Genomic DNA, 24,997 nt, shown 5'->3' on the forward strand with positions numbered 1-24,997 from the left:
ATCAGGATTGCGCGCGGCGTGCGTAAGCGGCACGCAACAACGCCGTGAAAGACGACGCGCTCAGGCCTGCGGCGGCTTGGGGCCCCAGCGGTCCAGCACGTGCTGCAGCACGTCGATGGGCAGCGGAAACACGATGGTCGAATTCTTGTCCGCGGCGATGGTGGTGAGCGTCTGCAGATAGCGCAGCTGCATGGCCTGCGGTTGTTGCGCGAGCATCTGCGCGGCTTGCAGCAGCTTTTCGGAAGCCTGCAGTTCGCCTTCGGCGTGAATCACCTTGGCGCGGCGTTCGCGCTCCGCCTCGGCCTGGCGCGCGATGGCGCGGATCATCGTTTCGTTGATGTCCACGTGCTTGATCTCGACGTTGGAGACCTTGATGCCCCACGCGTCGGTCTGCGCGTCGAGCACCTTCTGGATGTCCGCGTTCAGCTGCTCGCGTTCCGCCAGCAGTTCGTCCAGTTCGTGCTTGCCGAGCACGGCACGCAGAATGGTCTGCGAAAGCTGGCTGGTGGCCTCGAAGTAGCGCGCCACCTGAATCACGGCGCGTTCGGGGTCGACCACGCGAAAGTAGACCACCGCGTTGACCTTCACCGACACGTTGTCGCGCGTGATGACGTCTTGCGGCGGCACGTCGAACACCACGGTGCGCAGGTCGATCTTCACGACCTGCTGCACGATGGGGACAATCAGCACGAGCCCCGGTCCCTTCACTTTCCAGAAGCGACCGAGCAGGAACACGACGCCGCGTTCGTATTCGCGGAAGATGCGTATCGATGAAGCGACGAGCAGGATCAGCAGCACGATCAGGATGCTGCCGAAGCCGAAGGTGAATCCCATCATGAACGTTCTCCTTGTTGTAGAGGCGATGCATGGGGTGCCGGTGCCGGTGCCGATGTCGGTGCCTGCGCGTGCGTGCTGGCTTGCATGGACCCGACACCCGTGTTCCTGCCCGGTGATGGCGACGATCCCGCCGTGTGCGACGCTTCGCGCGCAGGCTCCACCGTGAGCATGAGTCCCTGGCGGCCCGTCACGCGCACTTCGCTTCCCGCGGCAAGCGGTTCGGCGCAGCGCACGCGCCAGCGCTCGCCATGAATGCGCGCCCAGCCTTCGGGCGCGGTCCCCGTCCCGTCCATGTCCTTCGTTGCGAGGCCCTCGTCCAGCACCACGCCGACGCTGCCGATCAACGCTTCCGAACCCGTCACCACGGGCCGTCGCCGCGCCTTGAGCGCGACACTCGATACCGTGAAGACGAAGAGCACGCTGAACGCGGTGAGCGCGGCGATCATGGGCAACGGAATGCCGAAGCCGGGCGCCTCGGTGTCCATCAACATCAGCGCGCCGATCACGAAGGCCACGATGCCGCCGAAACCCAGCGTGCCGAAGGTGGGCAGAAAAGCCTCGGCGATCAGGAACGCGAGTCCCAGAAAAATCAGCCCGAGCCCCACGTAGTTGATGGGCAGCAGTTGTAGCGCGAACAGCCCGACCAGCAGGCTGATGGCGCCCGCCACGCCGGGCAGCACGAAGCCGGGGTTCGCGAACTCGAAGAAGAGCCCGTACATGCCGATCATGAGCAGGATGAGGGCCACGTTCGGGTCCGTGATGACCGAGAGGAAACGGCTGCGCCAGTCGGGCGCGAGCGTGAGCACGGGCGCGTGTGCGGTGGCGAGTGTGGCCTCGCCCGCGGCGGTGGCGACATGACGGCCGTTCAGCACGCGCAGCAGGTCGGGCACGTCGCGCGCCATGACGTCGACGACTTTTTGCGCGAGCGCCTCGTTCGCCGACAGACTCACCGCTTCGCGCACCGCGCGTTCGGCCCAGTCGGCGTTGCGTCCGCGCAGCTGGGCGAGGCCGCGGATGTAGGCGGCGGCGTCCTGCACCTGCTTGCGTGTTTCGGTTGCGCGTTCGTCGCCGGCGGACGGCGGCTTCGCGTCGCTCGGGCGCTGGCCCGGCGGCTCGGCGCCGCCCATGCCGATCTGGATGGGCGTGGCCGCGCCCAGGTTGGTGCCGGGCGCCATGGCCGCAAGGTGGCTCGCGTAGACGATATAGGTGCCCGCGCTCGCCGCACGCGCGCCGCCTGGCGCGATGAAGGCGGCAACGGGCACGGGCGAGGCGAGGATCGCCTTGATGATCTGCCGCATCGATGTGTCGAGGCCGCCCGGCGTGTCGAGCTGAATGACGGCGAGCTGGGCGTGGTCGTGCGCGGCGCGGGCGAGCCCGCGCACGATGAAGTCCGCGCTGGCTGGGCCGATGGCGCCGGCCACGGGAATCACGATGACCGGCGCGGGCGCCGTGGTTGCATGAATGCTCGCATCAACGGCCGCACCGGCAGGAGCGCTGATCAGTAGCAGCCACGTGAGTGAAAACCCGTAGAGGATGCGCCGCGCGAGCGGCAGCGTGCGGCGCGACGACGCAGTGCGCATGACCCATGCGACGCGCGCAAGGCACAGCAAACGGCGCAAAAAAACGGGCAGCGTGTTCATCGCTGGCGGCCGGCATGCGTTTTTGGCGGTGCCGGCCGGGAAGGTGATGTTCTAAAGCTTAGTCCGATTCGGCCCGTTGCGTGCGTGTCAGCCGGTAATCCGTGGGGCGCATGCCGGTCCACTTGCGAAACGCGCGGTGAAAGGCGCTCGGTTCCGCGAAGCCCACGGCGGCGGCAATGTCCGCGATCGTGCGTGCCGTGTCCTGCAGTTCGCCGATGGCGATGTCGCGGCGCAGGTCGTCCTTGATGGACTGATACGTGTGGCCTTCCTGCTTGAGTCGCCGGCGCAGGGTCGCTTCGGCCACGTTCAGCCGCTCCGCCATGGACCCGGCATCGGGCCACGCGGACATGGGCAGCGCGCGCAGCGTCTTGCGCACGCGCGCCGCGAACGAACCCGGATTGCGGTACTTCACCACGAAGCTGGCGGGTGCGTCGCGCAGGAAGGCCTTCACCGAACGCGCCGTCTGGATCACAGGCAGGTCGAGAAACGCAGGCGAAAGATCGACGTACGACGCGTCCTGGCAGAACGCCATGTCGTCGCAGAACATGAGCCGGTATTCGTGCTCGGCGGGCGGGGCCGCGCAGCGAAAGCGCGCACACAGGAGCGGAATGCGGCGTCCCACGAGCCAGCACACGAGGCCGTAGACGATGATGAACCAGGTGGCATACGCGAACATCTTCGGCTCCGGGGTGCCCGGACGATGCTCGAAGACGAGACGTACGCGCGTGGTGTCGGCCTCCACGCGAACCGCGAGGTCGTCGAGCACGAGGCGCATGAAGCTCACGGCGCGCTGCAACGCCTGCTTGCCCGTGCTCGCCGTGAGCGCCGCGTGCGTCATTGCGATGAAGCTGCCGTAGCGCATGGGGTGCGAGTCCTGGCCGAAGAACTCGTCGTCGAGCGCACGCGCAATGCCTACCCACAGCGCGCCGTACTGCGCCGACGACACGCGGCTCTTCGGCGAGGCCAGCATCTGCGGAGCGATTCCGGCCGCGGCGACGAGCGGCAGCACGTCGAGCCCGCCCTCGCGTGCGAGCGCCAGCGTTTCCTCCACGAGGCTCATCGAGATCGTGCCTTTTTCGTTTTTCTTCATCGTGTTCGGGTAAGGATGTGCGTGGGCTGCCGCGCGCCCCGGGGCATGGCAAATCCGCTCACGCCGATTGATCGAAGCGGGCATCGAAGCGGCACACGGGCATGCCTACACTCCTTCTCAACCGGAAACACACAACGCGGCGAATACGGCGCGCGGCGCGTAGGCGTGCGCGAGGGCGAGACAGTTTAAAGCGCTGACGCGGCCCGCGCCATGTTCGCGCATGCGCTGCATCAAGCGCGATATCAAGCACGACATCAAGCACACCGCCGCAGCATCGAGGAGACAGGAGCCAGCCGATGGACGATTTCCATACCGACGAGCAACGCATGATTCGCGACGCGGCGCGCGAATTCGCCGCAGAACGGCTTGCGCCTTACGCTGCGCAATGGGATCGCGACGGCGTCTTGCCCGACGAAGTGGTGAAGCAGATGGGCGAGCTGGGTCTGCTCGGCATGATGGTGCCCGCGGAATGGGGCGGTTCGTATACCGACTACGTGGCGTATGCGCTCGCGCTCGAAGAAATTGCCGCGGGCTGTGCGGCGTGCGCCACGATGATGAGCGTGCACAACTCGGTGGGCTGCGGTCCTATCCTGAATTTCGGCACGCCGGCGCAAAAAGACCACTACCTGCATGACCTTGCCACGGGCCGCACCATCGGCGCGTTTTGCCTTACCGAGCCGCAGGCCGGCTCCGAAGCCAACAACCTGCGCACGCGCGCCGTGCTGCGCGACGGCCAGTGGGTGCTCAACGGCAGCAAGCAGTTCGTCACGAACGGCGCGCGCGCGGGCGTGGCTATCGTGTTCGCGGTGACCGACCCGGATCTCGGCAAGCGTGGCATCTCGGCCTTCATCGTGCCCACCCACACGCCCGGTTTCAACGTGGGCCGCCCGGAGCACAAGCTCGGCATTCGTGCGTCGGACACCTGTCCCATTTCGCTCGACGATTGTGCGGTGCCGCAGGCCAACCTGCTGGGCGAGCGCGGCGAGGGGCTCAAGATTGCGCTCGCGAATCTTGAAGGCGGGCGTATCGGCATCGCCGCGCAGGCGGTAGGCATTGCGCGCGCCGCGTTCGATGCGGCGCGTGTCTACGCGAGCGAGCGCATCCAGTTCGGCAAGGCGTTGCGTGAGCATCAGACCATCGCCAACATGCTCGCGGACATGGCCACGCGCCTCAACGCCGCGCGTCTGCTCGTGCATCACGCGGCACGGCTGCGCACGGCGGGCAAGCCCTGTCTTTCCGAGGCCTCGCAGGCGAAGCTCTATGCGTCCGAGCTGGCTGAAGAGGTGTGCTCCAAGGCGCTGCAGATTCACGGCGGCTACGGTTACCTCGCCGACTATCCGGTAGAGCGCCACTACCGCGACGCCCGCATCACGCAGATCTACGAAGGCACCAGCGAAGTGCAGCGGATGGTGATTGCGCGACACGTATAAAAGAAGGGCTCTTGGAAAAAGGCCCCAAAGAGATCTTAGCCACCGTAAGCCACCCTAAACGACCCCACGCGGGCGCACAATAAGCGGCACAGAGCGCACATTCGCGCCGATCAGGAGACGACGATGAACGACGGAGCTGCAGCGAAGCGGTTTATCGAGGCGCGCGATCTGCTGTTGCGCCATCGCACCGACTACGAGGGCGCGTATCGCGAGTTCGCATGGCCGGCGATGGACGAATTCAACTGGGCGCTCGACTACTTCGATGTCATCGCTCGCGGCAATCACAACCCGGCGTTATGGATCGTCGACGACCCGCAAAGCGAAGGGCTCAAGCTTTCGTACGCGCAGATGTCGGAGCGCTCTTCGCGCATGGCGAACTATCTGCGCAGCGTGGGCGTGACGCGCGGCGACCGTCTGCTGCTGATGTTGCCGAACCGCGTGGAGTTGTGGGACGTGATGCTCGCGGCCATGAAGCTGGGCGCCATCGTGCTGCCCGCCACCACGCAGCTTTCGCCTGACGACGTGCGCGATCGTGTCCAGCTGGGCGGCGCGCACTACGTCATCGTGGACGGCGCGGAGCTTGCAAAATTCGATTCGATCGACGCGAGCGTGAAGCGCATTGCCGTGGGTGCGCGGCGCGAAGGCTGGCTCGACCTGGCCGACGCTTGCGAAGCTTCACCGCATTTCGTGCCGGAGGGCCCCACGCGTGCGACCGACCCGCTGCTGCTCTATTTCACCTCGGGCACGACGTCCAAGCCGAAGCTTGTCGAACACACGCATCAGAGCTATCCCGTCGGGCATCTTTCTACGATGTACTGGATCGGTCTCATGTCCGGCGACGTGCACTGGAACATCAGCTCGCCAGGTTGGGCCAAGCATGCATGGAGCTGCTTTTTCGCGCCCTGGAATGCGCAGGCCTGCGTGTTCGTCTACAACTACGCGCGCTTCGTGCCGCGCGAAATACTCGAGGTACTCGTGCGCTTCAACGTGACGACGCTCTGCGCGCCGCCTACGGTGTGGCGCATGCTCGTGCAGGAGCCGCTCGCCTCGTACGACGTGAAGCTGCGCGAGATCGTGGGCGCGGGCGAGCCGCTCAATCCCGAGATCATCGAGCGCGTGCGCCGCGCCTGGAACATCACGATTCGCGACGGTTACGGGCAAACCGAAACCACCTGCCAGATCGGCAATTCGCCGGGGCAGCCCGTGGTGCCGGGGGCCATGGGTCGGCCGCTGCCAGGCTACACGGTGGAACTGGTCGATGCCGACGATCAGCCCGCGAGCGAAGGCGAAATCGCGCTGCCCGCCTTGCCGTTTGCGCAGCGTCCGCTCGGTCTCATGACGGGCTACGCGAACAACGCGAACGCGACCGACCACGCGATGCGCAACGGTTACTACCACACGTCCGACGTGGCGATGCGCCGCGACGACGGCTACTACGTCTACGTGGGCCGCGCCGACGACGTGTTCAAGTCGTCGGATTACCGGCTAAGCCCGTTCGAACTCGAAAGCGTGCTGATCGAGCACGAGGCGATTGCCGAGGCCGCCGTGGTGCCGAGCGCGGACCCGTTGCGCCTTTCCGTGCCGAAAGCGTTCGTCACCGTGCGTCAGGGCTTCGAGGCCGGACCCGAACTTGCGCGCAGCGTGTTCCGCTTCTCGCGCGAAAAGCTCGCGCCGTACAAGCGGATTCGTCGCCTGCAGTTCAGCGATCTGCCGAAGACCATCTCCGGCAAGATCCGCCGCGTCGAGCTAAGGCGCCGCGAAGAGGAGCGGCCCACTGAGCCCGACCGCCTGCCCGGCGAGTACTGGGAAGAGGACTTTCCCGATCTGCGTTGATCGTCACCGGGGCGGCGAGGGTTCGTCGCGCGCATCTTCGCCGCTACTTCACATCGCTTCATCTTCAGACGCCGCCGCATGCGTGTTGGTGCGCGGCGGCCTCTCTCGCACAGGAGACACAGCATGAGCGCCGTTCCTTCCGCTTCTTTCCTTTCATCGGCTTCGTCATCCGATGCACCACCTGCCGTCAAGCTGCTGATCGGCGGCGAGTTCGTCGACTCGAAAACCACGGAATGGCGCGACGTGGTGAATCCCGCCACGCAGGACGTGTTGGCGCGCGTACCGTTCGCGACGGCCGATGAAGTGGACGCCGCCATCCGCGCCGCACATGTCGCGTTCGCGACATGGAAGAACACGCCGGTGGGTGCGCGCATGCGCATCATGCTCAAGTACCAGGCGCTGATTCGCGAGCACATGCCGCGTATCGCGAAGACGCTGACCGCGGAGCAGGGCAAGACGCTGCCCGATGCCGAGGGTGACATCTTTCGCGGGCTCGAAGTAGTGGAGCACGCATGTTCCATCGGCACGCTGCAACAGGGCGAGTTTCTCGAAAACGTGGCGGGCACGGTGGACACCTACACGCTGCGCCAGCCGCTCGGCGTGTGCGCGGGCATCACGCCGTTCAACTTCCCGGCCATGATTCCGCTCTGGATGTTTCCGATGGCGCTGGTCTGCGGCAACACGTTCGTGCTGAAGCCTTCGGAGCAGGACCCGCTCTCCACCATGCAGCTCGTCGAACTGGCACTGGAAGCCGGCGTGCCGGCGGGTGTGCTGAACGTCGTGCATGGCGGGAAAGATGTGGTGGATGCGCTGTGCACGCATGAACTCGTGAAGGCCATTTCGTTCGTCGGTTCGACGGCGGTAGGCACGCACGTCTATCGCCTCGGCAGCGAGCACGGCAAACGCGTGCAGTCGATGATGGGCGCGAAGAATCACGCGGTGGTGTTGCCGGATGCGAATCGCGAGCAGTCGCTCAATGCGCTCGTGGGCGCCGCGTTCGGCGCAGCGGGACAGCGCTGCATGGCGACCTCCGTAGCCGTGCTCGTGGGCGCAGCGAAGGACTGGCTGCCCGACCTCGTGGAAAAAGCCAAAGCTTTGAAGGTGAACGCGGGCCACGAGCCCGGCACGGACATTGGGCCCGTTGTGTCGCGAGCGGCGAAGGCGCGTGTTCTCGGTCTGATCGAATCGGGCGTGAAGCAGGGCGCGACGCTCGTGCTCGATGGGCGCGGCGTGCGCGTGAAGGGCTACGAAGACGGCAACTTCATCGGCCCGACCCTCTTCTCGAACGTCACGACGAGCATGGACATCTATCGCAACGAGATCTTCGGCCCGGTGCTGCTCGTCATGACGGTGCCCACGCTCGACGAGGCCATCGCGTTGGTGAACAGCAATCCGTTCGGCAACGGCGTGGGCCTCTTCACGCAGAGCGGCGCGGCTGCGCGAAAATTCCAGAGCGAGATCGACGTGGGGCAGGTGGGCATCAACATTCCCATTCCGGTGCCTGTGCCGTACTTCAGCTTCACGGGCTCGCGCGGTTCGAAGCTCGGCGACCTCGGTCCGTACGGCAAGCAGGTGGTGCAGTTCTACACGCAGACCAAGACCGTGACCGCGCGCTGGTTCGACGACGCGACGACCAGCGACGGCGTGAACACGACCATCAGCCTGCGCTGAACGGCAAACAGGAGAACAGGCCATGAAAATAGGCTTTATCGGGCTCGGCAACATGGGTGCGCCCATGGCGCGCAATCTGCTGAAAGCGGGGCACGCGCTCAACGTGTTCGACCTCAACGCGCAGGCCGTGCAGTCGCTCGTGGATGCGGGCGCGAAGGCGGCGGCGTCGCCGAAGATCGCGGCGACAGACGTTGAATGCGTGATGACGATGCTGCCCGCCGCGGCGCACGTGCGCGACGTGCTCACGGCGAAGGACGGCGTGCTGGCCGGCATCGCGAAGGGCGTGACGATCATCGATTCGAGCACCATCGATCCACAGAGCGCGAAGGCGTTCGCGGCGCTCGCGGCCGACCACGGCAATCCATTCGTGGATGCGCCCGTGTCGGGCGGTACAGGCGGGGCGGCCGCGGGCACGTTGACCTTCATGGTGGGCGGCAGCGCGGCCGCATTCGAAGCCGTGCGGCCGGTCTTGTCCGCGATGGGCAAGAACCTCGTGCATTGCGGCGACACGGGCACGGGGCAGGTCGCGAAGATCTGCAACAACCTGTTGCTCGGCATCACGATGGCGGGCGTGGCGGAGGCCATGTCGCTGGGCGCGGCGCTCGGCATCGACACCAAGGTGCTTGCCGGCATCATCAACACGTCGACGGGGCGCTGCTGGAGTTCAGATACCTATAACCCGTTTCCCGGCGTGATCGAGACTGCGCCCGCATCGCGCGGCTACACGGGCGGCTTCGGCACGGACCTGATGCTCAAGGACCTGGGCCTTGCTACGGACGCCGCGCGTTCGGCGCATCAACCGGTGTATCTCGGCGCGCTCGCGCAGCAGCTTTACCAGGCGATGAGCAGCCGCGGCGAAGGACGGCTCGACTTCTCTTCGATCATCAAGCTGTATCGCGACGGCGAGGGCGCGTGATGATCGAACTTGACTACGCGCACGACGGGGCCATCGCGCTCGTCACATTGAAGCGCCCGCCCGCGAATGCGTTCACGCCCGAAGGCCTGCTGCAATTGCAACGAACCGTGGAAACGCTCGATGCCGACGAATGCGTGCGGGCGCTCGTCATCACAGGCGACGGTCCGCGCTTCTTCAGCGCAGGTGCGGACCTCAATACGTTCGCCGACGGCGACAAGCGCGTGGCACGCGAAGCGGCCGCGCGTTTCGGCGCGGCATTTGAAGCATTGCAGAACGCGCGGCCCGTGGTGATTGCCGCGATCAACGGCTATGCGATGGGCGGCGGACTGGAATGTGCGCTCGCCTGCGACGTGCGCATCGCCGAACAGCATGCGCAACTCGCCGTGCCCGAGACCGCCGTGGGCCTTCTGTGCTGTGGCTGCGGCACGCAGACGTTGCCGTGGCTCGTGGGCGAGGGCTGGGCGAAGCGAATGATCCTCACGGGCGAACGCGTGAACGCGCAGACCGCGTTGCGCATCGGCCTCGTGGAAGAAGTGGTGGAAACAGGCGCCGCTCGTGAGGCGGCACTGGCGATGGCGACGCGCGTTACGACGCTGAGTCCGCAGGCCATCACGTTCAGCAAGCAGTTGATCCACCAGGCGCGTAACGGCGTGCCGCGTGCGGCAGCGCTTGCGGTGGAACGCGAGCGCTTCGTGGACCTGTTCGATCATCCCGATCAGCGCGAGGGCGTCAATGCATTTCTGGAAAAGCGCGCGCCGCGTTGGAGCAGTATGGGGAGCAGTACGAGGAGTAGTACAGCGGAGGGCACACGATGAGCGCGCTTCGCGAGGCGTCGGCGCAGGTTTCGAGTCCCTCTAACCTCGCGCCGACCACTGAACCAGAGGTGATGTTGCGCGTGGTGAATCGCGTCGCGGTCATCACATTGAACCGGCCCTCGGCCATCAACGCGCTTTCGCACGCGATGGTGCGCGAGCTTGCCATGCTGCTGGAACGCTGCCGCGACGACGACGCGATCGTTGCAGTCGTATTGCGCGGCGCAGGTGAAAGGGGTTTTTGCGCAGGCGGCGACGTGCGCGCTTTGTATGCGCTCGCGAGGCAACGCGATGCAGAGACCAGAGCCGCATGGCAGCAGTTTTTCATCGACGAATACCGGCTCGACTACGCGATTCACACGTTTGCGAAGCCTGTCATCGCGCTGCTCGATGGCATCGTGATGGGCGGGGGCATGGGGCTCGGGCAGGGCGCGCGTCTGCGTATCGTGACGGACCGCTCGAAGCTCGCGATGCCGGAAACGCGCATCGGCTTTCTGCCCGACGTCGGCGCCACGCGTTTTCTCGGCGTGATGCCCGCGGAGATGGAACTGTACGTGGGCCTCACAGGCGCCACGCTTTCGGGCGCCGACGCGCTGCGCCTGCAACTGGCCGACCTTTGCGTGCCAGCGGAATGGCTCGCCTCGTTCGAGGAAAGACTCTTGCGCATGCCGCATGACGGCGATCTGCTCCATGCATTGCGACGCGTATTCGAGCCGCCTTGCAACGTCGTTCCACACGCGCCGCTCGCACCGTTTACGCAATTGATCCTGCGGCACTTCGACCGGCGTTCGGGTGTGGATCGCATGGTCGCGACGCTGAAGCAGGACTTGGAGCGTGAGGCGCCGCGCGAGATTCGTCAGTGGTTACAGGCGACTTACGACGCCCTGACGTCGCATTCGCCCACCATGCTCTACGTCACGCGCGAGGCGCTGCTGCGCGGGCGGCAGATGACGCTGGCCGAATGCTTTCGCATGGAGCTGGGCATCGTGACGCGGGCTATTGAAGACGGCGATTTTTGCGAAGGCGTGCGGGCGCATCTGGTAGACAAAGACCGGCGTCCGCGCTGGGCACCGCTCACGCTCTTCGAAGTGCGGCCCGAACGCGTGCGCCACTTCATTTCGTCGCCGTGGCGCAGGGACGCGCATCCGCTTGCGGAGCTGGGGGAAGCGTAGGCGCCAGGTGTAGACACTAAGCCAGCAGCACGCGTCTCAATTTTCGTTTCAACGACGTGAAGCCCGCGGCCTCGGCGGCCTTTGCGTTCGTAATCAAGACGTCGATTCGCTCGAGCGGGCACCACGTAATGCGGCTGCGCTGCCCGATCTTGCTGTAGTCGGCGAGCACGACCACGCGGTCCGCGTTGGCTACCATCGCGCGGGCCACGTCCGCTTCGCCCTGGTCGTAGTTGGTCGCGCCGTGCCGGGCGTCGATGCCCACGGGCGAGAGCAGGGCGAGGTCCGCGCGATAGCGATGGATGTCGAGCACGGTGGCGGCCCCCATGGTGGCCGCCGCACGATTGCTGATCGACCCGCCCAGCAGGATCACTTCGTTGGGCGCTTCGGCCTCGCCGCTTGCGCCGCGCATCTTCAGCGCCACGTCGATCGAGTTGGTGACCACCGTCAGGTTGGCGAGCTTCGCCAGTTGCTCGGCGAGCAGCGACGTCGTGGTGCCCGCATCCACGAAGAGCGTTTGCCCGCTTGCCACCATGCCCGTTGCCGCCTTTACCACAGCGGACTTCGCTTTCACGCGCGTATGGGCGCGTTCGTCGATAGGCGCTTCGTCAGCGGGGCGCACCGCGCCGCCATGCACGCGGCGCAGCTCGCCCATGGCTTCCAGGTCCAGCAGATCGCGCCGCACGGTTTCGCGCGATACGCCCAGCTCCGCCATGATGCGTTCCGTGGAAACGCGGTGCAGCGTGGAGAGCAGCGTACGGATTCTCTGATGACGGTCTTCCTGCCACATTTGAAGGGTGCTCTGTCTTGAAGTGAGGCGGCGAACAGCAGGCCGCAGCACGCGTAGCTTACCTGTACGAGCCGCGTTCCTTCGTTGTATTTTTTTGTGGACTTGCATATTTGTGCATTTGAAATTAGCCTTCGCTCACACCGGGCACCGTGCTCTGCGCACGACCTCTGTGCATCGCGCATATGCTCTTGCGTGACACGAATTTGACGCATTCCGCCGCTACTATCGGGCGCGCCGCCCGCAACGTCCTGACAGAACAACAGGCGGGCGGAGGCTCGCAGACGCGGCGACGGGAAGCCGCCTGCAGTCTTTCTGCAATTTTTTATAACGCAGCAATTTCGGCAGAGGATGGGAAACACCATGAACCGCACGAGGTCAAGCCGTTTTGTTTCGATGTCGGCTGTCGCGGCCGCCGCACTGGTTGCGGCCACGGGCATGACGCAGGTATGGGCTGCGCCGCCCGACGCGCTCGTCGCCGCGGCGAAACAGGAAGGGCAACTGACGGTGATCGCCTTGCCCCATGACTGGTGCGGCTACGGCGCCATGATCAGCGCCTTTCAGGCGAAGTACGGCATCAAGATCAACGAACTGAACCCGGATGCCGGCTCAGGCGACGAGGTCGAAGCCATCAAGGCCAATAAGGGCAACAAGGGACCGCAGGCGCCGGACGTGATCGACGTGGGCCTCTCGTTCGGTCCCACCGCGAAGGCTGCGGGCCTCCTGCAGCCGTACAAGGTGTCCACGTGGAAGTCGATTCCCGATTCGGCGAAGGACCCTGAAGGCTACTGGTACGGCGACTATTACGGCGTGCTCTCGTTCGAAGTGAACGGCGACATGATCGACAAGGTGCCGGCCGACTGGAGCGATCTGCTCAAGCCCGACTACCGCAATGCCGTCTCGCTCGCGGGCGATCCGCGTACGGCGAACCAGGCCATTCAGGCCGTGTTCGCGGCAGGCCTCTCGCAGACGAAGGGCAACGTGGCCGCGGCCGACAAGGCGGGGCTCAAGTTCTTCGCGGACCTGAACAAGAGCGGCAACTTCGTGCCCGTGATCGGCAAGGCGGCGTCGCTCGCGCAGGGCACCACGCCCATCATCGTGCGCTGGGACTACAACGCGCTCGCAGACCGCGACACGCTCAAGGGCAACCCCAAGGTGCACGTCGTAGTGCCGAAGACGGGCGTGGTGGCAGGCGTCTACGTGCAGGCCATCAGCGCCTACGCGCCGCACCCGAATGCCGCGAAGCTCTGGATGGAATACCTCTACTCCGACGAAGGCCAGATCGGCTGGCTCACGGGCTACTGCCACCCCATCCGCTATAACGAGCTGATTTCGGCGAAGAAGGTGCCGCAGGCGCTGCTCGACAAGCTGCCGCCGGCTGCTGCCTACAAGGCTGCCGTGTTTCCGACGCTCGCCGAGCAGGACGCGTACAAGGACACGATCACGAAGCAGTGGGACGGGGCTGTCGGCGCCAACGTGAAGTAAGTGAAGTAACCGAAGTTGCGACCAGGCGGCTCCGTACCCACGGGGCCGCCTTCTCGGGGAATATTGATGGCTGCTTCACAGGATCTCGGCCCGGGGTCGCCGGAACTCGTCGTTCCGCGCGTGCCCGCGCCGGCGCCCCAGGTCAACCCGGCACAGCATTCGGGGCTGCTGGTCTGGATCGGCGTATTGCCGTTTTTCGTTTTTGCCGTGCTCTTTCTGATTCTGCCGACCGCGTTTCTCATGGTCGGTGCGTTCCAGGACGCGCAGGGCCATTTCACGCTCGACAATTTCAGGCAACTGTTTCAGGAAGGCGTGCTCGACGCCTACTGGATCAGCTTCAAGGTCAGCGCGGCATCGGCCGCGGGCGGGGCCGTACTCGGCTCGCTGCTCGCATGGGCCGCGGTGCATGGCAAACTGCCGCGCTGGATTCGTCCCACGCTGATGACGTTTTCCGGCGTCGCGTCGAACTTCGCCGGCGTGCCGCTCGCTTTCGCGTTCATCTGCACGCTGGGCCGCGTGGGTCTCGTCACGTTTCTGCTCAAGAAATATGTGGGCGTCAATCTGTATGCCACGGGTTTCAGCATCCTGAGTTTCTGGGGGCTGACGCTCACGTACCTGTATTTCCAGATTCCGCTGATGGTGTTGATCGTCACGCCCGCACTCGACGGCCTGAAACGCGAATGGCGCGAGGCCTGCGATTCGCTGGGCGGCACCGCCTGGCAGTACTGGCGTTACGTCGCGTTGCCCGTGCTGTGGCCGAGTGTGCTCGGCGCCACGCTGCTGCTCTTTGCAAATTCGTTTGGTGCCGTGGCCACAGCGTATGCGCTCACGGGCAGTTCGCTCAATATCGTGACGATCCTGCTCTATGCGCAGATTCGCGGGGACGTGCTGCATAACCAGAATCTGGGCTATGCGCTCGCGCTCGGCATGATTCTCGTCACCGGTCTTTCGAACGGCGGCTATATCTGGCTGCGTTCACGCGCAGAAAGGGGGCGCCGATGAAGACGCAATCGCGCGTAGGCGCATGGACGGCGATGATCGTAGGCGCCGTATATTTCCTCGTGCCGCTCATCGCAACGTTCGAATTCAGCCTGCGGATGCGGCGCGACACGTATAGCCTGGACGCGTATCGCGTGGTGCTGGCCGACCCACGTTTTCAGGCCTCGTTCGGCTATTCCATTCTGATGGCGTTGCTCACCATCGTGGTGGGCATTCTGCTCGTCGTGCCCACGGCGTACTGGGTGCGGCTGCGTCTGCCGAAGCTGCGGCCCATCGTGGAATTCATCACGTTGCTGCCGCTCGTGGTGCCCGCCATCGTGATCGTGTTCGGCTATCTGCGCATCTACAACAGCAGTTCGATCCTGCCGCTCACGGGCAACGAGCGCGCGACGGATTTGCTGCTCGTGTGCGGGTACGTGACGCTTGCGCTGCCCTACATGTATCGCGCGGTGGACACCGGCCTGCGCGCCGTGGACGTTCGTTCCCTCACCGAAGCAGCGGAGTGCCTCGGTGCGGGCTGGCCGACCATTCTCTTTCGCGTGATCCTGCCCAACATCCGCTCGGGCATTCTCTCCGGCGCGTTCCTCACGTTCGCCGTGGTGATGGGCGAGTTCACGATTGCGAGCCTGCTCGACCGGCCCGCGTTCGGTCCGTATCTGCAATTGATCGGCGCGAACCGCGCCTATGAACCGTCGGCGCTCGCCATCATTGCGTTCGTGGTGACGTGGGCCTCCATGGGTCTGATCCAGGTGTTCGGCTCGGCGCGCGCCGCGAGCGCCCCCGGCCATTGACGCCGCAACGCAACCGATCCAGCAAGGCAACAAGTCATGGCATTTCTCGAAATCGAAAACCTGCACAAGACCTTCGGCACCAACACGGCGCTGCATCAGTTCGACATGCAGATCGAACGCGGCGAGTTCGTCACGTTCCTGGGGCCGTCGGGCTGCGGGAAAACGACCGTGCTGCGCATGATCGCGGGCTTCGAAACGCCCACGCGCGGCACGATCCGCATCGGTGGTCGCGACGTTACGCATATGCGCACGCGTCAGCGCAACGTGGGCATGGTGTTCCAGTCGTATGCGCTCTTTCCGAACATGACTGTGGCCGAGAACATCGGCTTCGGGTTGCGTGTGGCAGGCAAGTCGGCCGATGAGATTCGCCGCCGCGTGGACGAGATGCTGCAACTCATCAAGCTGCCCGCACTCGCCGCACGTTACCCGTGGCAACTCTCGGGCGGGCAGCAGCAGCGCGTGGCACTGGCGCGTGCGCTGGCGGGCAAGCCCGAAGTGCTGCTGCTCGACGAACCCCTTTCGGCGCTGGACGCGAAAATCCGCATTTCATTGCGCGAAGACATTCGCACGTTGCAGCGCGAACTGGGCATTACGTCGATCTTCGTCACGCACGACCAGGAGGAGGCGCTTTCCATCTCCGACCGCATCGTCGTGATGAACGAAGGGCGCATCGAGCAGGTTGGCTCGCCCGCGCAGATCTACAACTTCCCGCGCACGCGTTTCGTAGCGTCGTTCGTCGGCACGCTCAACATCCTCACGGGGCACGTGGTGGACCCGGCAACGGGGCGCATGGCGGTGGATGGCCAGGAGCTCGTCACGACCCGCGCGCTCGCATCGGACGATGCCGGCAAGAAGCGACTGCTCGCGTTGCGTCCAGAGGCCATCGTGCTGGAAGCACCGGCGCCGGGCCGCAATACGCTGGCCGCCACGGTGGAGGACGTGAACTTTCTCGGCTCCGTGGTGCGGATTCGCGCGCGCGTGAACGAGGCCGTGCTGTCTCTCGACGTGTTCAATGACCCGGGGCGTCAGTTGCCCGAGCGCGGGCAACCCGTGGCGCTGGGTTTTTCGCACGACAACCTGCTCGTGCTGGAAGAAGGGATTTGAGGGCAGCGGTGCAGGTGCGCTGCGCTAGCGGGTTCCCGGCGTGCGCCGATACACGGTGACGGGCCGCTCCTTATAGAGCACGCTGCCGCTTTCGCGGTAACCGCATTTGCTCGCCACGCGAATCGACGCTGCATTGGCAGGGCTGATCATGCAGACGGTTTGCGTGTTGGGCCATTTTTCGTCGGCCCATGCGAGCGCCGCACGTACGGTTTCGGTCGCATAACCTTGCCCGTGCGCCCACGCCGCGAGCGCCCATCCGATTTCGGGCGTGCCGTCGAACGGCGGCTCGATCTCGCGCTGGAAGTCCGCAAAGCCTGCCTCGCCTACAAACCTTCCCGTCGTTTTCTCGCGCACGGCCCAATAGCCGAAACCGAGCAGCGCCCAATGACCCGCGTAACGCAGCAGCCGCGCCCAGTCTTCTTCGCGGCTGAACGGTTTGCCGCCGATATAACGCGTCACCTGCGGGTCGGACCACATGGCGAGACTATCTTCGAAATCGTCCGCGGTATGCGGGCGTAGAACGAGGCGTGGCGTTTCGAGCGTCGTGGCGGGCTGCATGGCGCGTCCTCCTAATCTTCGTGCCGCACGAAGTCCACGATCGCCGCATTCAATGCCGCGGGCGCATCGCGATGCGGCGAGTGTCCGCAGTCAGTCAGCTTCACGAGGCGTGCGTGCGCCACGCTACGCTGGATTGCATCGATCTGTTCCATCGTGCCGTATTCGTCGTCGTGGCCTTGCACGGCGAGCAGGCGGCAGCGAATGTCGGGCAGCACCGCCGTGATGTCCCAGGCCCGAAACGCGGGGTCGAGCCAGATGTCGTTCCAGCCGAAGAACGCGGAGTCCACGTCGTCGTGATAACGCGCGAGCTTGTCGCGCAGATTGCCGTCGTCGTACTCGATCTTCGCTTTCGCGATGCTCTCGACCGAAACCTGCTCCACGACCACGTGCGGCGCGATAACGACAGCGCCGGCGAGCGCCTGCGGAAAAGCGCAGGCGTAAAGCAGTGCGATGGATCCCCCGTCGCTATGACCCACGAGCCACATCCGTTCGCGTTCAGCGGCATCGATGCCGAGCGCGTCGAGCAACTCCGGCAGAATCTCTCGTGCCTGCTGGTGCATGAATTCAACGGGCCATCTGACCTCCGCGGCGCGCGGCGTGGACTTGCCGTAGCCGGGGCGCGAGTAGACAAGCCCACGAAAACCCAGTGCGTCGCAGAGCGTTTGCGGCCATTGCTTCCACATCGCCACCGACCCGAGCCCCTCGTGCAGAAAGATGGCGAGCGGCGCATCATGCAGTCCGGCGTTGAGCCAACGGTATTCGATGCGCAGCGGGCCGTGCGAGCGCGTAGCCGGCAGCGCGGCAAACGCGGGGTCCGCGGCGGTGGCGCTGGGCAGGACGCTGGCGGGATCGGACATAACGGACATGAACACGCACCTCAAAGCAGTTCGCGTAGTTTGAACCGTTGAATCTTACCCGTTGCGGTCTTCGGCAGGTCGTCCACGAACTGGATGTCGCGCGGATACTTGTGGGGCGCGAGCCGTTCCTTCACGAATGCCTTCAGCTCGTCCACGAGCCTATCGAGTGGCGCAATGCCGGGCTTGAGCACAACGAAAGCCCGCGTTTTCACGAGCCCGCCGTGATCGACGCCCACTACCGCGGCCTCCAGCACCGCCTCGTGCTGCACGAGCACCATCTCGACTTCCACGGGTGACACGTATTGACCGCTGACCTTCAGCATGTCGTCGCTGCGCCCCGCGTACACGTAGCAACCGTTGGGCAGTTTGCGATATTTGTCGCCGCTGCGCAGCCATTCGCCCAGAAACGTGGCGCGGCTTTTCTCGCGATTGCCCCAGTACATGAGCGCGGCGCTAGGCCCCTTGATATAGAGGTCGCCCACTTCGCCCTCGGCCACAGGCTGCCCGGCTTCGTCGCGCAGTTCGACCTCGTAGCCCGGCACAGGGCGTCCCGTCGTGCCGTACTCCACTTCGCCCGGCCGATTCGAGAGAAAGATGTGCAGCATTTCCGTCGAGCCAATGCCGTCGAGAATTTCGCAGCCGAAATGCGCAGTAAAGCGCTCGCCGACTTCGCGTGGCAAGGCCTCGCCGGCCGAGGCGCACACGCGCAGTGCCACATCGTCGCGAGCGGGCAACTGAGGTGACGAGAGCATGTTCGCGTAAAGCGTCGGCACGCCGTAGAAGATGGTGGGGCGGTGCTTCGCGAGGCGCTCGAACACGGCGGCGGGCGTGGGGCGCTCAGCCATCAGTACAGTCGTGGCACCCACCGAGAGCGGGAACGTGAGGCCGTTGCCGAGTCCGTACGCGAAGAAAAGCTTGGCCGCAGAGAACACTACGTCATCCTCATGAATGCCGAGAACGGGTTTGGCGTAAAGCTCCGCGGTCCAGTACAGGTTCGCGTGAGTATGCACGGTGCCCTTGGGCTTTCCCGTTGAACCCGACGAGTAGAGCCAGAAGGCGATGTCGTCGGCACCCGTGGATGCAGGCTTCGCGGCGGGCGCGGCCTGATCGGTCAGCTCGTGCAGCACGCGCTGCGGTGCTTCGGCGGTCGCGTCCATGGGACGCGAGACGATCAGCATGCAATCGTCGCTTTCGGCGCCCGCGAGCGCTTCGCGCACGTTGGCGAGTACGGGGCCTGACGCAATCACGGCACGCGCGTGGCTGTGCGAGAGCATGTAGGTGTAGTCGGCCGATGTGAGCAGCGTATTCGCCACCACAGGCACCACGCCCGCGTAGAGCGCGCCGAGGAACGCCACCGGCAACTCGACCGTATCCTGCATGACGAGCAGCAGGCGCTCCTCGGCGTGAATGCCGAGGGCTTGCAGTGCACTGGCGAAGCGCCGCGCGCGGTCTTCGAGTTCGCCGTAGGAGGTGGCGCCTGCATCGTCGATATAGGCCGCCTTGCTCGCACGCGCCTGGTTCAGACGGAACACGTGCGTCGCGAAATTGAACTGCGCCGGCGGCGGTTCGGCAATCGATACGGGCCGGTTGGCCGGCGTTTCCAGCAAGGCTTCCATGGTTCCTCCAGGCTTGTGCGGCCAAGGGCCGATCTGCGTCGGGCTCTGCGGGCCGCGTGTGTCTCGTCTCTCTGATCTCAATGCGCTTGCATGTGCCGGCTGAACGCGTTGCCGTTCGTTGACGGCTTTGACGTGTGGCGGGTTGTGTCTCTCGGGTCTATCGTTTTGCTGCGAGTTACGGTTGATCGATTCGCGTGGTGAGTTGCGCGATCGCGTCGATTCCCCCGGCGGCCTGCTGGATCGCGGCACGCCGGTGATAGAAATGCAGCGCGCGCAGACCGCCCAGTTCTTCTCCACCGCCTGCGCGGCCGGGGCCGCCGTGGAGCGACATCGGCATGACGTTGCCGTGGCCGGTGTGGCTGGTCTGCGCGTTCGGCGAGACGACGTGCACGCGACCGTGCGAATCGGCAAGCGCCAACGCTACGCGGGCGAGGTGGACGTCGTCGTCGCCATAGACGGATGCAACGAGCGACCCCTGAGCGCGCCGCGCGAGTGCGATGGCATGCGCTTCGGGCAAGGTGTCGCCTGAAGGGACGCGTGCGCTTTCGATGCGGTACGGTGCCACTGTGACCACAGGGCCGAACACTTCGACGTCATGGAGGTGCTTCGCGGTGTCGGGGTCACGCATGGCGAAAAGATGCGGGCCGATGCATGCGGCAACGGAGGCGTCCGCATCGACGAGCGGCACGGTCGATCCGTCGAATGCGAGCGTGGCCTCTTCGCGCAGCAGCGCAATGCCTGCGCGCACGTTCTCGAGTTGAGCACGGCTCACAAGCGACCCCATGTGTACGCTTTCGTTGCGCGGGTTGCCCACCGTGACCCTGGCGAGCTTGGCCTTGAGGGCTTCCACTGCCGCGTCGAAAAGCGACGCCGGCACGAACGCGCGGCGAATCGCCGTGCATTTCTGGCCGGACTTCACGGTCATTTCACGCGCTACCTCGTTCACGAACAGGTCGAATGCGGGCGAGCCGGGCGACGTGCCCGCGCTGAGCATCGCGCTATTGAGGCTGTCGGCCTCCACGTTCAGCCGCGCGCCGCGCTCGACGAAAGCAGGGTGAGCGCGCAGCGTCGCCGCAGTTTGCGCGGAGCCGGTGAAGGAAACCACGTCGAACGCCTGGACCTGATCGAGCAGACCCGCCGCGCTGCCGCAGATGACGGAGAGCGCGCCGGGCGGCAGGATGTTGGCCTCCACGACGTCGGCCACCATGCGGTGCGTGAGCCAGGCCGTCGCGGTGGCAGGCTTGACGATGATCGGCACCCCCGAAAGCAGGGCGGGGCCGGCTTTTTCCCACAGTCCCCACGAAGGGAAGTTGAACGCGTTGATGAGGAGTGCCACGCCGTGCGTGGGTGTCAACACGTGTTGAGCGGCGAACGACTGGTCCTTGCTGAGCGACACGGCGGCGCCTTCGCGCAGCGCGCGCACGGACCCGAGCGATGCGCCCAGCTTCGCGTAATACGAGAGCGTGAAAATGCCACCGTCGATGTCGACAGCCGAGTCGTTGCGTGTCGTGCCGGAGTTGGCGGTGGCGATCGCGTAGTAGTCGTCGCGTTTCGATTGCAGCAGCTTCACGATGTCAGCGAGCCGCGCGGCGCGCTCGGCATACGTGAGCTGACGCAGCGCGCTGCCGCCTTGCTCCCGCGCGAAGCGGAATGCATCCGGCAGATCGATCCCGTCGCTCGACACGCGCACGAGCGCTTCGCCCGTTACAGGATCACGCAGCATCGTGCCGTCGCCCTGGCCGGCAACCCAGCGGCCGCCTGCATGATTTTTCAGAAGCTCAGTCATGGGTGTGTCCCGCCTCGTCAGGATGCAGTGAACTCGATTGCGCCTTCCGGCAGCAGATAGAGCACCAGTGCGCGGCCTTCGGAAACTGTGGGCCGATGCGCGCTGCCGGGGCCGTACACGCACCAGCCGGCAGAGCGGCCGTCGAATAAGGCGCCTTCGGTGAGCGGCATGATCAGGTCGATCTCGCCGTTGGGGTGACGATGATGTGGACCGGCAATCTCGTTCATGTCCACCACGTCGACAGAAAAGCCATGCAGTTCCGGCACTGGCTTGAAGACGCGCCCGTAGCGGATGCCGCCCGCTTCCCGGTTACAGAGCCAGCCTTGGGTCACGCCCGCGCGGCACGCGTCCGCGAGGTCCCGGAACATCGGGCTGCCTTCTGGCCAGGTTGCGTTGAGCCATGTGGAAAGGGCATCGTCTAGCGGTCTGCCGGCGATCTGTTCCGTCACGCCTGCAATCAGGCGCTGGAATTCCTGAGGGGACATGCCTGTCTCTCTCCAGAGTTTGGCGTATGCACGCAAGTTCATGCGGCTGCGTGGCTAGCGCGTGCCCAGGGTGCGATGTGGGCAGCGAGCCTGGCAGGTGCAGCGGCGGCAGTGAATTGCCGCTGCTGCCTGCTTCGGCGCGGCAGAGACGCATCGGACTCCGATCGGGGCGCAGCGGAAGATTTGTGATCGAAGTCATTTGTGGCGAAAATTAACCGTTCGCCATGATGCATGTCAAGCACTATAGTACATCTACTGATAAGCATGGACCGCAAAACATGAAGCAAACTTACGCCGGAGAGCTGCGTGCCGAGGCCGCGGAAGAACTGGGCAAGACCGAAGTAGAGCGCGAAACACGCGATCCCTTCCTGTCGGCAATGGGCGAACGCGTGCGTCTGCTGCGGGCGCGCCGGGGCATGACCCGCAAGTCGCTGGCCTCTGAGTCGGGGCTTTCGGAACGCCACCTTGCGAATCTGGAGTCCGGCACGGGAAACGCCTCGGTGCTTGTCCTGCGGCAGATTGCGGCCACACTCAACTGCGCGCTGGCGGAGATCATCGGCGACGAAACGACTTCGTCGGCGGAGTGGCTGCTGATTCGCGAGCTGCTGCACGGGCGCGACCAGGCCGCGCTGCAACGCGCACGCATTGCGCTTTCCGAGATGTTCTCGCAGGCGCCGCGCGACCCGCACCGCCAGCACCGCATTGCGTTGATCGGCCTGCGCGGCGCCGGCAAGTCCACGCTGGGCCGCATGCTGGCGCAGGAACTCAAGGCGCCGTTCGTCGAACTCACGCGCGTGATCGAGCAACTGGCCGGTTGCCCGCCCGCTGAAATTCACTCGCTTTATGGCGCGAGTGCCTACCGTCGTTATGAGCATCGCGCGCTGGAGGCCGTGATCCGCGAGCATGAGCGGGCTGTAATCGCCTCGCCTGGCGGGCTCGTTTCCGAACCCGGCACGTTCAACACGCTGCTTGCGCACTGCTTCACGGTCTGGCTCCAGGCGAGCCCGGAGGAGCACATGCGCCGGGTGGTGGCGCAGGGCGACCTGCGTCCCATGTCCGGCAACAGCGAGGCGATGGACGACCTCAAACGCATTCTGGCGGGACGCGACGAACTCTACGGCCGCGCCGACATGACCTTCGATACGAGCGAAAAGACACTCGCGGACGCCTATCTGCAACTGCGCGACCGGCTCGCCGTCAGGCTGGCGGCTGAAGCCGACAGGGAAGCTTCGCGGGCGGGCTAGCGCTAACGGCAGGTTCACCCACACCGGGGGGGCGGTCGGGGTTTACCCGCCAAAATGCATTAAAATGCATTTATAGGCTTTACATGGGAAATGTAGTGCATTATGTTTCAGTGAAACAGCATGCACTGCACCGTCCAGGAGACACCCATGTCCTCAGCGCAAGCCGCTCACCCGCTTCATGCCACCGCTTCCACCCCTTCCGCCGCAGCCCCGCTCGGGGTCGCAGCCACTCGCGTCGACTACCGTACCGATCCATCCCAGTACCGCCACTGGAAGCTGACGTTCGAGGGCCCCGTGGCTACGCTCGGCATCGACATCGCCGAAGATGGCGGCATTCGCGATGGCTACCGCCTGAAGCTGAATTCATATGACCTCGGCGTCGACATCGAACTGCACGATGCAATCCAGCGCATCCGCTTCGAGCATCCCGAAGTTTGCAGCGTGGTGCTGACCAGCCTGAAGGACCGCGTGTTCTGCTCGGGCGCCAACATCTTCATGCTCGGCCTGTCTTCGCATGCATGGAAGGTCAACTTCTGCAAGTTCACGAATGAAACGCGCAATGGAATGGAAGACTCGTCGCGCCATTCCGGACTCAAGTTTCTCGCCGCGGTAAACGGCGCGTGCGCGGGCGGTGGCTATGAACTCGCCATGGCGTGCGACGAAATCTGGCTGGTAGACGACCGCTCGTCGTCGGTGGCCCTGCCGGAAGTCCCGCTGCTCGGCGTGCTGCCGGGCACGGGCGGACTGACGCGTCTGACCGACAAGCGCCATGTGCGTCACGATCGCGCCGATATCTTCTGCACGGTGGTGGAGGGCATTCGCGGCGAGCGCGCCAAGGCGTGGCGCCTCGTGGACGAGGTCGTGAAGCCGAATCAGTTCGATCACGCTATCAAGGCGCGCGCGCTGGAACTCGCTGCGCAGAGCGACCGTCCGGCGGAGGCGAAAGGCGTAGCGCTCACGCGTATCGAACGCACGGACCGCGAGAACGGACTCTCATATCACACTGTTGAAGTCGCAATTGACCGTGCACGCCGAATCGCCACCTTCACGGCGAAAGCGCCGCAAGGGCCGCAGCCGGACAGCATCGACGCCATCGTGGCGGCCAGCGCCAACTGGTGGCCGCTGCAGTTCGCGCGCGAACTCGACGACGCGATTCTCTCGATGCGCACCAACGAGCTCGACATCGGCACGTGGATCTTCAAGACGGAAGGTGACGCACGCGCGGTGCTCGCCGCCGACGCGGTGCTCATGGCGCATCGCGAGCACTGGCTGGTGCGCGAGACCATCGGCATGCTGCGCCGCACGCTCGCACGTATCGACGTATCGTCGCGCTCCTTGTTCGCGCTCATCGAGCCGGGTTCTTGCTTCGCGGGCACGTTTGCGGAACTCGCGTTCGCCGCCGATCGCAGCTACATGGCGGCGCTGCCCGCCAACGAGGACGAAGAGCCCGCCATCACGCTCTCCGAAGTCAACTTCGGTCTGTATCCCATGGTCACGCATCAGTCGCGCCTTGCGCGTCGTTTCTACGACGATGCCACGCAGCTCGACGCCGTGCGCGCCACGATCGGAACGCCAGTGAAGCCGGTCGAGGCCGATCGTCTGGGTCTCGTCACCGCTGCGCCCGACGACATCGACTGGGCCGACGAGATCCGCATCGCGCTTGAAGAGCGCACCGCGATGTCGCCGGATGCACTGACAGGCCTCGAAGCGAACCTTCGCTTCAACGGACCCGAGACGATGGAGACACGCATCTTCGGCCGCCTCTCTGCCTGGCAGAACTGGATTTTCAACCGGCCAAACGCGGTGGGCGAGAAGGGCGCGCTCAAGGTGTACGGCAAGGGCAGCAAGGCGCAGTTCGACGTGGCCCGCGTCTGAAGCCGCATTCGC

General features: G+C 65.1%; 21 protein-coding genes. 12 read left to right on the forward strand and 9 right to left on the reverse strand.

Annotated features, from left to right (window positions below; all coding sequences use genetic code 11):
- Positions 1 to 60: 60 nt before the first annotated feature.
- From PXJ20_RS13300 to PXJ20_RS13310, 3 genes are read right to left on the reverse strand one after another with little or no spacing between them, the layout of a single operon-like run.
- Complete coding sequence (locus PXJ20_RS13300) at positions 61 to 837, reverse strand: slipin family protein (protein WP_277598314.1); 777 nt, start codon at positions 835 to 837, stop codon at positions 61 to 63.
- A complete protein-coding gene (locus PXJ20_RS13305; protein ID WP_421032192.1) occupies positions 834 to 2,477 on the reverse strand; it encodes an NfeD family protein in 1,644 nt (547 codons plus the stop codon). Before PXJ20_RS13305 ends, PXJ20_RS13300 begins: the two co-directional genes overlap by 4 nt.
- Positions 2,478 to 2,535: 58 nt before the next feature.
- Positions 2,536 to 3,567, reverse strand: coding sequence for an AraC family transcriptional regulator (locus PXJ20_RS13310; RefSeq protein WP_277598312.1), 1,032 nt, complete (start codon positions 3,565 to 3,567; stop codon positions 2,536 to 2,538).
- A gap of 296 nt (positions 3,568 to 3,863) precedes the next feature.
- Here PXJ20_RS13310 and PXJ20_RS13315 point away from each other — a divergent pair, with 296 nt between their 5' ends.
- The 6 genes from PXJ20_RS13315 to PXJ20_RS13340 all read left to right on the forward strand — a co-directional run bounded on the left by PXJ20_RS13315 (position 3,864) and on the right by PXJ20_RS13340 (position 11,401).
- On the forward strand, positions 3,864 to 4,997 hold the full coding sequence (locus PXJ20_RS13315; RefSeq protein WP_421032193.1) for an acyl-CoA dehydrogenase: 1,134 nt from the start codon (positions 3,864 to 3,866) through the stop codon (positions 4,995 to 4,997).
- A gap of 123 nt (positions 4,998 to 5,120) precedes the next feature.
- Positions 5,121 to 6,830 (forward strand): AMP-binding protein, encoded by a 1,710-nt coding sequence (locus tag PXJ20_RS13320; protein WP_421032194.1) that lies wholly within the window; start codon positions 5,121 to 5,123, stop codon positions 6,828 to 6,830.
- Positions 6,831 to 6,953: 123 nt separating this feature from the next.
- On the forward strand, positions 6,954 to 8,501 hold the full coding sequence (locus tag PXJ20_RS13325) for a CoA-acylating methylmalonate-semialdehyde dehydrogenase (RefSeq protein WP_421032195.1): 1,548 nt from the start codon (positions 6,954 to 6,956) through the stop codon (positions 8,499 to 8,501).
- 22 nt (positions 8,502 to 8,523) lie between these two features.
- Positions 8,524 to 9,417, forward strand: coding sequence for a 3-hydroxyisobutyrate dehydrogenase (mmsB, locus tag PXJ20_RS13330; protein ID WP_421032196.1), 894 nt, complete (start codon positions 8,524 to 8,526; stop codon positions 9,415 to 9,417).
- Complete coding sequence (locus PXJ20_RS13335) at positions 9,417 to 10,232, forward strand: enoyl-CoA hydratase (RefSeq protein ID WP_421032662.1); 816 nt, start codon at positions 9,417 to 9,419, stop codon at positions 10,230 to 10,232. The genes mmsB and PXJ20_RS13335 overlap by 1 nt, the downstream gene beginning before the upstream one ends.
- The gene (locus PXJ20_RS13340; RefSeq protein WP_421032197.1) at positions 10,229 to 11,401 is read left to right on the forward strand and encodes an enoyl-CoA hydratase/isomerase family protein; all 1,173 of its coding nucleotides are present in this window, start codon (positions 10,229 to 10,231) and stop codon (positions 11,399 to 11,401) included. The genes PXJ20_RS13335 and PXJ20_RS13340 overlap by 4 nt, the downstream gene beginning before the upstream one ends.
- A 16-nt stretch (positions 11,402 to 11,417) precedes the next feature.
- Here PXJ20_RS13340 and PXJ20_RS13345 read toward each other — a convergent pair whose 3' ends face one another.
- Positions 11,418 to 12,188, reverse strand: coding sequence for a DeoR/GlpR family DNA-binding transcription regulator (locus PXJ20_RS13345; RefSeq protein WP_017775594.1), 771 nt, complete (start codon positions 12,186 to 12,188; stop codon positions 11,418 to 11,420).
- Positions 12,189 to 12,548: 360 nt separating this feature from the next.
- Between PXJ20_RS13345 and PXJ20_RS13350 the strand changes: the two genes are divergently transcribed.
- From PXJ20_RS13350 to PXJ20_RS13365, 4 genes are all read left to right on the forward strand, one after another.
- Positions 12,549 to 13,670: an ABC transporter substrate-binding protein gene (locus tag PXJ20_RS13350; protein WP_413214987.1), complete on the forward strand. Its 1,122-nt coding sequence runs from the start codon at positions 12,549 to 12,551 to the stop codon at positions 13,668 to 13,670.
- Positions 13,671 to 13,736: 66 nt separating this feature from the next.
- Complete coding sequence (locus PXJ20_RS13355) at positions 13,737 to 14,672, forward strand: ABC transporter permease (protein WP_413214986.1); 936 nt, start codon at positions 13,737 to 13,739, stop codon at positions 14,670 to 14,672.
- Positions 14,669 to 15,460 carry an ABC transporter permease gene (locus tag PXJ20_RS13360; RefSeq protein WP_017775597.1) on the forward strand — a complete coding sequence of 264 codons (792 nt, stop codon included), beginning with the start codon at positions 14,669 to 14,671 and terminating at the stop codon, positions 15,458 to 15,460. The genes PXJ20_RS13355 and PXJ20_RS13360 overlap by 4 nt, the downstream gene beginning before the upstream one ends.
- A gap of 36 nt (positions 15,461 to 15,496) precedes the next feature.
- On the forward strand, positions 15,497 to 16,564 hold the full coding sequence (locus PXJ20_RS13365; protein ID WP_017775598.1) for an ABC transporter ATP-binding protein: 1,068 nt from the start codon (positions 15,497 to 15,499) through the stop codon (positions 16,562 to 16,564).
- A gap of 24 nt (positions 16,565 to 16,588) precedes the next feature.
- Here the strand turns inward: PXJ20_RS13365 and PXJ20_RS13370 are convergent, their stop codons facing one another.
- The 5 genes from PXJ20_RS13370 to PXJ20_RS13390 all read right to left on the reverse strand — a co-directional run bounded on the left by PXJ20_RS13370 (position 16,589) and on the right by PXJ20_RS13390 (position 21,866).
- Positions 16,589 to 17,122 (reverse strand): GNAT family N-acetyltransferase, encoded by a 534-nt coding sequence (locus tag PXJ20_RS13370; protein WP_421032198.1) that lies wholly within the window; start codon positions 17,120 to 17,122, stop codon positions 16,589 to 16,591.
- Between the two features lie 11 nt (positions 17,123 to 17,133).
- On the reverse strand, positions 17,134 to 17,979 hold the full coding sequence (locus PXJ20_RS13375; protein WP_421032663.1) for an alpha/beta fold hydrolase: 846 nt from the start codon (positions 17,977 to 17,979) through the stop codon (positions 17,134 to 17,136).
- Positions 17,980 to 17,999: 20 nt separating this feature from the next.
- Positions 18,000 to 19,595, reverse strand: coding sequence for a benzoate-CoA ligase family protein (locus PXJ20_RS13380; protein ID WP_421032199.1), 1,596 nt, complete (start codon positions 19,593 to 19,595; stop codon positions 18,000 to 18,002).
- 175 nt (positions 19,596 to 19,770) lie between these two features.
- Positions 19,771 to 21,381, reverse strand: coding sequence for a 3,4-dehydroadipyl-CoA semialdehyde dehydrogenase (locus PXJ20_RS13385; protein WP_421032200.1), 1,611 nt, complete (start codon positions 21,379 to 21,381; stop codon positions 19,771 to 19,773).
- 17 nt (positions 21,382 to 21,398) lie between these two features.
- Positions 21,399 to 21,866: a DUF4863 family protein gene (locus PXJ20_RS13390; RefSeq protein ID WP_126877180.1), complete on the reverse strand. Its 468-nt coding sequence runs from the start codon at positions 21,864 to 21,866 to the stop codon at positions 21,399 to 21,401.
- Positions 21,867 to 22,144: 278 nt separating this feature from the next.
- On the opposite strand from PXJ20_RS13390, the gene PXJ20_RS13395 reads away from it, so the two are divergent.
- Both PXJ20_RS13395 and boxC read left to right on the forward strand, forming a co-directional pair.
- On the forward strand, positions 22,145 to 23,110 hold the full coding sequence (locus tag PXJ20_RS13395) for a helix-turn-helix transcriptional regulator (RefSeq protein ID WP_017775604.1): 966 nt from the start codon (positions 22,145 to 22,147) through the stop codon (positions 23,108 to 23,110).
- A gap of 147 nt (positions 23,111 to 23,257) precedes the next feature.
- Positions 23,258 to 24,985: a 2,3-epoxybenzoyl-CoA dihydrolase gene (boxC, locus tag PXJ20_RS13400; protein WP_421032201.1), complete on the forward strand. Its 1,728-nt coding sequence runs from the start codon at positions 23,258 to 23,260 to the stop codon at positions 24,983 to 24,985.
- Positions 24,986 to 24,997: the final 12 nt, after the last annotated feature.

Origin of the sequence: Paraburkholderia sp. A1RI_3L, from assembly GCF_048957895.1 — a bacterium.
Lineage (GTDB): Bacteria > Pseudomonadota > Gammaproteobacteria > Burkholderiales > Burkholderiaceae > Paraburkholderia > Paraburkholderia kururiensis.

Coding starts and splice junctions, on each gene's coding strand:
- PXJ20_RS13300 (WP_277598314.1), bottom strand. CDS start 837: ATGATGGGATTCACCTTCGGCTTCGGCAGCATCCTGATCGTGCTGCTG.
- PXJ20_RS13305 (WP_421032192.1), bottom strand. CDS start 2,477: ATGAACACGCTGCCCGTTTTTTTGCGCCGTTTGCTGTGCCTTGCGCGC.
- PXJ20_RS13310 (WP_277598312.1), bottom strand. CDS start 3,567: ATGAAGAAAAACGAAAAAGGCACGATCTCGATGAGCCTCGTGGAGGAA.
- PXJ20_RS13315 (WP_421032193.1), top strand. CDS start 3,864: ATGGACGATTTCCATACCGACGAGCAACGCATGATTCGCGACGCGGCG.
- PXJ20_RS13320 (WP_421032194.1), top strand. CDS start 5,121: ATGAACGACGGAGCTGCAGCGAAGCGGTTTATCGAGGCGCGCGATCTG.
- PXJ20_RS13325 (WP_421032195.1), top strand. CDS start 6,954: ATGAGCGCCGTTCCTTCCGCTTCTTTCCTTTCATCGGCTTCGTCATCC.
- mmsB (WP_421032196.1), top strand. CDS start 8,524: ATGAAAATAGGCTTTATCGGGCTCGGCAACATGGGTGCGCCCATGGCG.
- PXJ20_RS13335 (WP_421032662.1), top strand. CDS start 9,417: ATGATCGAACTTGACTACGCGCACGACGGGGCCATCGCGCTCGTCACA.
- PXJ20_RS13340 (WP_421032197.1), top strand. CDS start 10,229: ATGAGCGCGCTTCGCGAGGCGTCGGCGCAGGTTTCGAGTCCCTCTAAC.
- PXJ20_RS13345 (WP_017775594.1), bottom strand. CDS start 12,188: ATGTGGCAGGAAGACCGTCATCAGAGAATCCGTACGCTGCTCTCCACG.
- PXJ20_RS13350 (WP_413214987.1), top strand. CDS start 12,549: ATGAACCGCACGAGGTCAAGCCGTTTTGTTTCGATGTCGGCTGTCGCG.
- PXJ20_RS13355 (WP_413214986.1), top strand. CDS start 13,737: ATGGCTGCTTCACAGGATCTCGGCCCGGGGTCGCCGGAACTCGTCGTT.
- PXJ20_RS13360 (WP_017775597.1), top strand. CDS start 14,669: ATGAAGACGCAATCGCGCGTAGGCGCATGGACGGCGATGATCGTAGGC.
- PXJ20_RS13365 (WP_017775598.1), top strand. CDS start 15,497: ATGGCATTTCTCGAAATCGAAAACCTGCACAAGACCTTCGGCACCAAC.
- PXJ20_RS13370 (WP_421032198.1), bottom strand. CDS start 17,122: ATGCAGCCCGCCACGACGCTCGAAACGCCACGCCTCGTTCTACGCCCG.
- PXJ20_RS13375 (WP_421032663.1), bottom strand. CDS start 17,979: ATGTCCGATCCCGCCAGCGTCCTGCCCAGCGCCACCGCCGCGGACCCC.
- PXJ20_RS13380 (WP_421032199.1), bottom strand. CDS start 19,595: ATGGAAGCCTTGCTGGAAACGCCGGCCAACCGGCCCGTATCGATTGCC.
- PXJ20_RS13385 (WP_421032200.1), bottom strand. CDS start 21,381: ATGACTGAGCTTCTGAAAAATCATGCAGGCGGCCGCTGGGTTGCCGGC.
- PXJ20_RS13390 (WP_126877180.1), bottom strand. CDS start 21,866: ATGTCCCCTCAGGAATTCCAGCGCCTGATTGCAGGCGTGACGGAACAG.
- PXJ20_RS13395 (WP_017775604.1), top strand. CDS start 22,145: ATGAAGCAAACTTACGCCGGAGAGCTGCGTGCCGAGGCCGCGGAAGAA.
- boxC (WP_421032201.1), top strand. CDS start 23,258: ATGTCCTCAGCGCAAGCCGCTCACCCGCTTCATGCCACCGCTTCCACC.